General features: G+C 64.7%; 8 protein-coding genes and 2 rRNA genes (1 of these 10 running past the window's edge). 4 read left to right on the forward strand and 6 right to left on the reverse strand.

The annotated features are described in order from the left end of the window. Positions 1–19: 19 nt before the first annotated feature. Positions 20–931 carry a BPSS1780 family membrane protein gene (locus ACZK2G_RS21555; protein ID WP_057499371.1) on the forward strand — a complete coding sequence of 304 codons (912 nt, stop codon included), beginning with the start codon at positions 20–22 and terminating at the stop codon, positions 929–931. 77 nt (positions 932–1,008) lie between these two features. Here ACZK2G_RS21555 and tatC read toward each other — a convergent pair whose 3' ends face one another. From tatC to ACZK2G_RS21575, 4 genes are all read right to left on the reverse strand, one after another. Next, complete coding sequence (gene tatC / locus ACZK2G_RS21560; RefSeq protein ID WP_478474332.1) at positions 1,009–1,758, reverse strand: twin-arginine translocase subunit TatC; 750 nt, start codon at positions 1,756–1,758, stop codon at positions 1,009–1,011. Further along, entirely contained in the window at positions 1,755–2,252 is a 498-nt protein-coding gene (gene tatB / locus ACZK2G_RS21565) for a Sec-independent protein translocase protein TatB (protein ID WP_478474333.1), read from the reverse strand. Before tatB ends, tatC begins: the two co-directional genes overlap by 4 nt. 15 nt (positions 2,253–2,267) lie before the next feature. Then, the gene (tatA, locus tag ACZK2G_RS21570; RefSeq protein WP_012512521.1) at positions 2,268–2,495 is read right to left on the reverse strand and encodes a Sec-independent protein translocase subunit TatA; all 228 of its coding nucleotides are present in this window, start codon (positions 2,493–2,495) and stop codon (positions 2,268–2,270) included. A 75-nt stretch (positions 2,496–2,570) separates the two neighbouring features. Further along, the gene (locus ACZK2G_RS21575) at positions 2,571–3,464 is read right to left on the reverse strand and encodes a lipid-binding SYLF domain-containing protein (RefSeq protein ID WP_046982581.1); all 894 of its coding nucleotides are present in this window, start codon (positions 3,462–3,464) and stop codon (positions 2,571–2,573) included. A gap of 165 nt (positions 3,465–3,629) precedes the next feature. Between ACZK2G_RS21575 and hemH the strand changes: the two genes are divergently transcribed. From hemH to ACZK2G_RS21590, 3 genes are all read left to right on the forward strand, one after another. Further along, complete coding sequence (gene hemH / locus ACZK2G_RS21580; protein WP_046982593.1) at positions 3,630–4,592, forward strand: ferrochelatase; 963 nt, start codon at positions 3,630–3,632, stop codon at positions 4,590–4,592. After that, positions 4,589–5,443 (forward strand): alpha/beta fold hydrolase, encoded by an 855-nt coding sequence (locus ACZK2G_RS21585; protein WP_046982580.1) that lies wholly within the window; start codon positions 4,589–4,591, stop codon positions 5,441–5,443. Before hemH ends, ACZK2G_RS21585 begins: the two co-directional genes overlap by 4 nt. Before the next feature lie 290 nt (positions 5,444–5,733). Further along, positions 5,734–7,839, forward strand: coding sequence for a methyl-accepting chemotaxis protein (locus ACZK2G_RS21590; protein WP_478474335.1), 2,106 nt, complete (start codon positions 5,734–5,736; stop codon positions 7,837–7,839). Positions 7,840–8,268: 429 nt separating this feature from the next. Here ACZK2G_RS21590 and rrf read toward each other — a convergent pair. Together rrf and ACZK2G_RS21600 are read right to left on the reverse strand one after the other, a co-directional pair. Next, positions 8,269–8,383, reverse strand: a 5S ribosomal RNA gene (rrf, locus tag ACZK2G_RS21595). A 126-nt stretch (positions 8,384–8,509) separates the two neighbouring features. Further along, positions 8,510–9,775, reverse strand: a 23S ribosomal RNA gene (locus ACZK2G_RS21600) (it continues 1,614 nt past the right edge of the window).

The raw sequence follows: 9,775 nt of genomic DNA on the forward strand, positions 1-9,775 counted from the left end.
CTGTCCTTCCCGGATGTCCATGAAAGAGATTCGCAAGCTGCCGGCTTCGGCGGGCGCCCAGTGGTTGCTGGATACGTTCTCGCTGTACCGGCGCGCGCCGCTGCAGCTGGCCCGGATCGGCCTGGCCTGGCTGCTGGTGAGCTGGGTGGTGACTCTGCTGTCGACGCTGATTCCCGGCGCTGCCGGCATGGCCGTGCAGCTGATGACCCTGGCCATCTCGCCGATCATGTTCGGCGGCATGTTGTACGCCGTGGGCGAGATCGACGAAGGCCGCCCGGGCCTGGCCTCGCACCTGCTGCAGCCGATCCGCGACCACCGCGTCAGCCACCTGCTGGTGCCGCTGGCGATCCAGGTGCTGGCGGTACTGCTGCTGGGCGCGCTGCTGTTCCTGATGATCGGCCGCGAGGGCTTCACCGCCTTCAGCGAGGTCATGACCAAGATGGAAGAGATCAGCCGCAGTGGCCAGCAGATCAAGCCGGACGATGCCGCCGCGCTGGTCGCCAACCTGCCGGCCAAGCGCATCGCGCTGTGGATGCTGCTGGTATTCCTGAGCGCGGTGGCGCTGTCGCTGGCAATGTTCACCCAGCCGGCGCTGGTGGTGTTCGACAAGCAGAGCGGCATGCACGCGCTGCGCCTGAGCCTGCAGGGCTGCATCGAGAACATCGGCGCGATGATCGTGTTCGCAGCGCTCGGCCTGATCGCTGCGTTCTGCATGTACATCCTGTTCGTGATCGTGATCCAGATCGCGATGCTGGTCGGCGGCCCGCTGGCTGCCGCCTTCATCGCCCAGCTGGTGCTGACCACGGTGCTGATGCCGCTGTATGTCGGCGCGGTCTACGCCGCCTGGAAGCAGATGTTCGTGCACCGCGGCAGCCGCGCAGCGCCTCCGATTCCGACCACGCCAACCTCGAGCGACGTGTTCCACGCCTGACGAAAAAGGGGACGGAGGGGATTAAGTCGTTTGTGCCACTGTGCGGCTAACGACTTAATCCCCTCCGTCCCCTTTTTTCAGGCAGCGGGCTTCTTCACTACCGACGACGGCACCAGCCAGCGTGCGGCGTGGATGCCCAGCTCGTAGAGCAGGCACATCGGAATCGCCAGCATCAGCTGCGAGACCACGTCCGGCGGGGTGAGCACTGCGGCCAGCACGAAGATGCCGACGATCGCGTAACCGCGGCCTTCCTTGAACTGCTGCGGCGTCACCCAGCCCAGCAGCACCAGGATCACCATCGCCACCGGCAGTTCGAAGCTGCCGCCGAAGGCGAAGAAGATCGCCAGCACGAAATCCAGGTAGGCATTCGCATCCGGGGTGATCGCGATCACGTCCGGGCTGAAGGTGGTGAGGAAGTGGAACACCGCCGGCAGCACCAGGAAGTAGGCGAAGGCGCAGCCGGCGTAGAACAGCAGCACCGACGACACCAGCAACGGCACCGCCAGGCGCTTCTCGCGCGCATACAGGCCCGGGGCCACGAACGCCCACAGCTGGTACAGCAGCCACGGCACCGCCACGAACAGGGCGACGAAGAAGGTCAGCTTCAGCGGGGCGAAGAAGGCGCCGGCCGGGTTGGTGGCGATCATCGTCTGCCCGTTCGGCAGCTGCGAGACCAGCGGTTCGGCCAAGGCGTTGTACAGCTTCTGGGTGAACGGCAGCAGGCCCAGTAGCACTACGCCCAGACCCAGCAGCGCGCGTACCAGGCGTCCGCGCAGTTCCACCAGATGTTCAACCAGCGAGCTTTCGCCGAAGTCCTGTTCACTCATGGATGACGCTCCGTGCTCTGCGTCGGCGGCGTCGGGCCGGCTTCAGGGGACGTGGCAGGAACGGCCCCTGAAGAAACAGCGCCTTCCGTAGCAGCCTTTGTCGAAACCAGGCCGTTGTCCTGTGCCGGCGCCTCGGTCTCGGCCGGCTGGCCCAGGTGTGGCGGCAGATCCGCCTGTGCGGGTGTACGCACGTCCTGCACCAGGTCATCGCCCTGCTGCTGCGCCTGCTGCGCTTCGCGGCGGATTGCTTCACCGCTGGCACGCAACTGGTTCTCGGTGTCCTGCATGCCCTGGCGCACGTCCTGCATCTGCCGCTTGATGTCCTCGGCCTGCAGTTCGCGCTCCAGTTCCTGTTTCACCGAATCCCACTGATTGCGGGCACGACGTACCCACAGGCCGGCAAAGCGGGCCGCCTTGGGCAGGCGCTCGGGACCGAGCACCACCAAGGCAACCACCGCAATCACCAGCAGTTCGCTGAAGCCGATATCAAACACCGCAACCGCTCCGGATCAGCGTGGGGTGCGGTCGTGCTCGTCCTGCGCGGTGCGCGAGGCATCCTGGCTGCGCGATTCATCGCCCAGCTGCGCGTTCGGCTTGTCCTCGTCGCGCATGCCCTTCTTGAATTCCTTGACCGCCGAACCGAGATCCTTGGCGCCGCTGGTCAGGCGCTTGGTGCCGAACACCAGCAGGACGATGGCCAGCACGACCAACCAATGCCAGATGCTGAAACTGCCCATAAAGACGCTCGTTACGTTAGTGATCAGGCTGTCGAGCATAGCGCACCGGGTGTTAGCCGGCGCGCGTGACGAAAGTCAGTTTCCGCCCAGCGTTTCCGTGCGGATTTCACCGTCGGTGACCGGCTGGAAGCCCTGCTGCTGCGGCGGCGGGGCCTGCGGCACGTTCTGCAGCGGCGCGGTGGTGGCTTCGGCCGGCGCGGCGGGCGCTGCCTGAACAGGCGCCGGCGCAGCGGCCGGGACTGCTGCCGGCCGCGGGGCGTTGCCGCCGTTGCCGTTGCGGTTGTTGCGAGCGGCGTAGGTGGCCTCTTCCAGGCGGTCGCGGAAGGCGACCACATCCATCGACGGCGAACCCGACGCACGGCCTTCGAAGATCATCCGCGGCGTGGTGTTGCTGCCGTAGGCGTCGAGGTTGGCGGCATCGTCGATCTGCAGCACCGCACCATCAAGGGCAACACCGGCGAACAGGCCACGAGCGCGGGACCACGACCAGATCTCGGCCTTCAGCTGGCCGTCGGTCGCAGCAGCGGCATTGCGGCCAACCGGGCCCGCCGCGACACCGGCATCGGCGCCAAGGGTGAACTTGCCGTTGACCAGATTGTCCAGGCTGCGGTCGTTGCGGAACACCAGCACCACGTCGGAGGACTGCACACCGGCCTGGAAGCCGATGCTGCCACCAGTGAGCTTGATGAACACCGGGTTGGACCAGGCGCCGTTGGGCATGCGCACCGACATCAGTCCATGCCCACGGCGACCACCAATGACCAGACCGGCCTTGATCGTGTCGGGAATGACGATGACGGCGCGGCCTTCGTCCAGCAATTTGTCAGGAATACCCTGTTCAGGGATTCCCTGGATTTCGGCCAGCACACGTACCGCATTGCGGGCGCGTTGGTCTTCCTGCGGTCCGGCCATGGCCTGGCTGGACAGCAGAGTGGCGGCGATCAGCAGGGCTTGGATCGGGCGACGCATGGCAGGCTCCAGAAGTCAGTCCATAGAAAGATATAGCAAGTGACTGAAATTAATAGTGTTGCCATGAATCGCCAATGAGCGTTGCCCACCCACATTGACGTGGGCTATGCCTGCAATCCGAACCCTGCATCCCGGCGCGGCATCGGATCGGCGACAATAGCCACCATGCTCGACGCACCCGATACCGCCGTGTTGGCGGTCAACCTAGGCACGCCCGAGACGCCGACGGCTCCTGCCGTACGCCGTTACCTGGCTGAATTCCTGTCCGACCCCCGCGTGGTCTCGATCCCGGCGCTGCTGTGGCAGCCGCTGCTGCGGGGGCTGATCCTGCCGCTGCGCAGCAGCCGTTCGGCGGCCAAGTATGCCCAGGTCTGGCTGCCCGATGGCTCACCGCTGATGGTGTATACCCGTCAGCTGGCGCAGGCCATGCAGGCGCTGCTGCCGTCGCTGACGGTACGCCATGCGATGCGCTACGGTGAACCGGCACTGGGCAGCGAGCTCGACCGCCTGGCCGCCGAAGGCGCGCGCCGCATCGTGGTGCTGCCGCTGTATCCGCAGTACTCGACGACCACCACCGCCTCGGTCGAAGACCGTGTCGATGCCTGGCAGCGCCGCAACCCGGGCGTGACCGTCAGCCTGGTCCGCGACTATTCAGTCGATCCGGGCTGGGTCGAGGCGGTTGCCGGCTCCATCCGGCGCTACTGGGAGCAGCATGGCCGCGGCCAGAAGCTGATGTTCTCCTTCCATGGCATCCCACAGCGCCTGGCCGATGGCGGTGACCCGTATCCGCAGCGCTGCGAGGCCAGTGCACGTGCCATCGCCAATGCACTGGGCCTGGCCAACGACGAGTGGCAACTCGGCTACCAGTCGCGCTTCGGCCGCGAACGCTGGCTGCAGCCGTACGCCGAGCCCAGCCTGTGGGCGCTGGCCGAATCCGGCGTGAAGCAGATCGACGTGGTCTGCCCGGGTTTCGCCACCGACTGCCTGGAAACATTGGAAGAAGTGGCGATGGGCTTCACCGAAACGCTGGCCGAACGTGGCGCGAAGATGCGCTACATCCCGTGCCTCAACGCCGAACCAGATCACGCGCGTGCGCTGGCACGGCTGGCCGTGGCGTCACTGGCATGAGCCTGCAGCCGTTTGAACTCGAGGTGGGTGGCAGCCGCGTCGCCGGCCTGCGCAACCACGGCGACGGCCCGCGTGTGCTGGCCCTGCATGGCTGGCTCGACAACGCGGCCAGCTTCATGCCGCTGGCACCCCACCTGTCATCGTTGCAGCTGGTGGCGATCGACCTGCCCGGCCATGGCCACAGCGCGCATCTGCCGGCCGGTGCCAGCTACACCACCGCAGCCGCGATCTGCCACGTGCTCGATGTCGCCGATGCACTGGGTTGGGACCGCTTCACCCTGCTCGGCCATTCGATGGGCGCCGGCATCGCCAGCCTCACCGCGTCGGTCAGCGACCGCATCGAACGGCTGGTGGCGATCGAAGCACTCGGTGGCCTGCGCGGGCCCGAAGAAGAAACCGCCAACCGCCTGCGCGAGCATGTGAATGCCACACGTGGCCTGGCCCGCAAGCAGCTGCGTGTATTTCCCGACCTGGCCGCACCGATCCGCGCGCGGATGATGACCAACCAGCTCAGCGAAGGCTGCGCACGGCTGCTGGTCGAACGCGGCGTCGAACCCGTGGAAGGTGGCTACCGCTGGTGCAGTGATCCACGCCTGATGCTGCCCACCGCGATCCGCCTCAGTGAAGGCCAGATCGACAACCTGCTGCAGGCCATCGCCTGCCCGACACAGGTGATCTATGCCACGCCGGCGCAGTCCTACTATCCGGAGCCGATGCGTAGTGATCGCCTGCGGCACCTGCGTGATGGACGGCTGGCGGTGTTTCCCGGCAACCACCACCTGCACATGGAAGACCCGGCACGGATCGCCGAAGTGATCCTGCGCTTCTGCAACAACGACAACGCCGGCTGAGTCCGGACCGACGCGCACTTCACTCTGCGCGCTTGCGGCCGATACACCAGTTGCGGGCCCCTGCGCCCGCGGCACGCGGGTCCGGTCGGGCCTGCGGCGTGTGTCTGGTTCTGCAAGGAAGTCCGCATGCCCGCTTTACTGCACCGTCACCCACAGGATGGGGTCACGGCGCGCCGTCGCTGCGGCGTTGATTGCGCCGCATTCCCCCAATTCCCGGTCCATGCCATGAGCACGCCGTTGCGCGTGCATCAGGGCGTGGCCGTTGTCGTTTGTTGATCCAGGAGTCGCCGATGTCCGCTGCATTCTCCCGTCCCCCCGATACCGCCCGCCTGCCGCATCTGCAGCAGCTCGCACGCAGTGCTGATCGTCGCCTGCTGCTTGGCAGTGCGGCCCTGGCCGTGGCCAGCCTGCTGCTGGCCGTGCGCGGCCCGCAGGTGCTGAGCGCCTCGTTGGCCGCCGTCGCGGTATTGCCTGCCATGTGGCTTGCTGGCCCGCAGGCGGGTCAGGTCATCGCCCGCAATGGCCTGGCGCTGCTGTTGTCACTGCAGCTGACGCTGTTGTGTGCGATCACCGGTCTGTCGCCGGCGCTGCCGATCGCACTGCTGCTGGGCGCGTTGCTGGGTCATCGCGATCGCCTGCCGGTGTGGTTGGCCGGTGGTGTCGGCACGCTCACACTGCTGGCGCCGACGCTGGATGGCGCTGCGGTGCTGCCGACCCTGCTGCAGGCCGCCCTGCTGGCCGGCCTGACCCTGTTCCTTGGCCAGGTCGCGCTGCGCCTTCGCCAGCAGACCGAGGCCCTCGGCCACGGTCCACACCGACTGGCCGCGCTCGCGCGTGATATCGCCACCGGCGCCGATCTCGATGCACACGCGGACACCAGCGCGTATGCACCGGGTTCGCTGGCACACGCGCTGGCCGATACCGCCCGCCATGTACAGGCGCAGCGCGGCCGCGAAGCAGAGGCCAATGCCGAGAACGCACAGATCCGCCAGGCACTGGATGCATCGCGCACGGCAATGATGATTGCCGACAACGATCACGTGATCCGCTACGTGAACCGCTCGGTGGTAGCCCTGCTGCGCAACCAGCAGGCCACCCTGCGCCAAGCGTTTCCCGATTTTGACGCCGAACGCCTGGTCGGCAGCAGCATCCATCGCTTCCATGCCAACCCGGACCGCATCCGCGCCATCCTCAACGGCCTGCAGGTGACCCACAACGGCAAGGTGCGGATCGGGCCGGTGCACTTCGCACAGGTAGTCACGCCGGTGTTCGACGCGCAGGGCGCGCGGCTGGGCTTCGCCGTGGAGTGGCACGACCGCACTCATGAGCTGGCCCTGGAGAACGCAGTTGCCGGCATCGTCGCTGCAGCTGCCGCGGGTGATCTCGATCAGCGCCTGCAGGTCAGCGAGGGTGCCAGCTTCCTGGATGGACTGACCGGTGGTATCAATCAGCTGCTCGATACCTTGGGCGGCACTGTGGATGAAGTGCGGCAGATGCTTTCGGCCCTGGCCAACGGTGATCTCGACCGCCGCATGCGCGGTGAATACCACGGAGCCTTCGCTGCGATCCAGCGCGACGCCAATGCCACCGCCGGGCAGTTGGCGCGGATGGTAGGCCACATCCAGCAGTGCGCGGCGTCGATCAGCACGGCAGCCAGCGAGATTGCCGCCGGCAACGGCGCGCTGTCCGAACGCAGCGAGCGTCAGGCCGCGCACCTGCAGGAAACCGCGGCATCGATGGAGGAACTGACGGCCACGGTGCGCCAGAACGCCGCCCACGCACGGGAGGCCAGTACGTTGGCGGCCGCCACGCAGAGCGCGGCCGGCGACGGCAACGCCGCCATGCAACGGGTGGTCGATACCATGCAGGCCATCGAGGGTGCGTCGAAGCGGATCGGCGACATCACCGGCGTCATCGACGGTATCGCCTTCCAGACCAATATCCTGGCATTGAACGCCGCTGTGGAAGCAGCACGGGCCGGCGAGCAGGGCCGCGGCTTTGCCGTAGTCGCCAGCGAGGTTCGTGTCCTGGCACAACGTTCGGCTGCTGCAGCCCAGGAGATCAAGAAGCTGATCGACGAAGCCGGTCGCCAGGTCGGCGACGGGGCACAGCAGGTGGCCGACGCCGGCCAGCGCATGCAGGCGATCGTGGGTGGTGTGGAGAACGTCAGTCACCTGATGCGTGAGATATCGGCCGCCTCCCAGGAGCAGTCGATCGGTATCGAACAGATCAACCAGACCGTGGTGCAGATGGATCAGGCAACCCAGCAGAATGCTGCGCTGGTGGAGGAAGCGACCGCCGCGGCGCGCGAGCTGCAGTCGCAGGCCGGGACACTGACCGAAGCGGTATCGGTGTTCCGCCAGCAGTCACCGCAGGGGATTGCCCTGGTCGCCTGATCGCGACCAACAACCCGATCTGATGAGGACGGCGCCCGCAGGGCGCCGTCTTTTTTTGCGTGTTCTGCGTGACGGATCAGGAAAAGACGGTTGCCGGAGTAGCTGGGTCCGCCTGCGCCGGCTACCACTGGTAGCTGCCAACCTTGGTTGGCATCGGAATTCCGGTGCGGAGAGCATCCGCGCGTGGCGTGGATCTACTGCCGCTCAGCCTGCCGTGGGTAGCTGCCAACCTTGGTTGGCGCCGCTCTTCCCGGGAACAATCCATCCGCGCGTGGCCTGGATCTGCAGGTAGTACCGGCCGCTGGTCGGCAACTTTATCCCCGTGCCCTGCGCCGAAGGCGCAATCCCGCATCGGAAGATAATCCCGGAATCATTATCCGGGACACAAGAAAACCCCGCTGCGTGAGCAGCGGGGTTTTTGGGTATAAACCCTGGCGATGACCTACTCTCGCATGGCTTAGGCCACACTACCATCGGCGCAGCTACGTTTCACTTCCGAGTTCGGGATGGGATCGGGTGGTTCCATAGCGCTAATTTCACCAGGGAGGCTTTTGGAGAGTCGCACTCGCCCCGGGGGGACAAGGCGCCAGCCTCGCATAGTTCTTGTGACGTAGCGTGCACTTGGATGCTCTTACGACGCTGTCGTAAAGCCAAGGCAACTTGAGGTTATATGGTCAAGCCACACGGATCATTAGTATCAGTTAGCTCAATACATTGCTGTACTTACACACCTGACCTATCAACCACATAGTCTATATGGTTCCTTCAGGGGGCTTGTGCCCCGGGAGATCTCATCTTGAGGCGCGCTTCCCGCTTAGATGCTTTCAGCGGTTATCGCTTCCGAACATAGCTACCCGGCAATGCCACTGGCGTGACAACCGGAACACCAGAGGTTCGTCCACTCCGGTCCTCTCGTACTAGGAGCAGCCCCTCTCAAATCTCCAACGCCCATGGCAGATAGGGACCGAACTGTCTCACGACGTTCTGAACCCAGCTCGCGTACCACTTTAAATGGCGAACAGCCATACCCTTGGGACCGACTACAGCCCCAGGATGTGATGAGCCGACATCGAGGTGCCAAACACCGCCGTCGATATGAACTCTTGGGCGGTATCAGCCTGTTATCCCCGGAGTACCTTTTATCCGTTGAGCGATGGCCCTTCCATACAGAACCACCGGATCACTAAGTCCTAGTTTCCTACCTGCTTGATCCGTCGATCTTGCAGTCAAGCACGCTTATGCCTTTGCACACAGTGCGCGATGTCCGACCGCGCTGAGCGTACCTTCGAGCTCCTCCGTTACTCTTTAGGAGGAGACCGCCCCAGTCAAACTACCCACCATACACGGTCCCCGACCCAGATAATGGGCCCAGGTTAGAACGTCAAGCACGACAGGGTGGTATTTCAAGGATGGCTCCACTGCAGCTAGCGCCACAGTTTCATAGCCTCCCACCTATCCTACACAGACGAACTCAACGTTCAGTGTAAAGCTATAGTAAAGGTTCACGGGGTCTTTCCGTCTTGCCACGGGAACGCTGCATCTTCACAGCGATTTCAATTTCACTGAGTCTCGGGTGGAGACAGCGCCGCTGTCGTTACGCCATTCGTGCAGGTCGGAACTTACCCGACAAGGAATTTCGCTACCTTAGGACCGTTATAGTTACGGCCGCCGTTTACTGGGGCTTCGATCAAGAGCTTCGCCTTGCGGCTGACCCCATCAATTAACCTTCCAGCACCGGGCAGGCGTCACACCCTATACGTCCACTTTCGTGTTTGCAGAGTGCTGTGTTTTTGATAAACAGTCGCAGCGGCCTGGTTACTGCGACCCTCTTCAGCTATAGCTCGCACGAGCCACCAAAAAGGGTGCACCTTCTCCCGAAGTTACGGTGCCATGTTGCCTAGTTCCTTCACCCGAGTTCTCTCAAGCGCCTGAGAAT

Source organism: Stenotrophomonas sp. 107298_Sma (genome assembly GCF_056480345.1).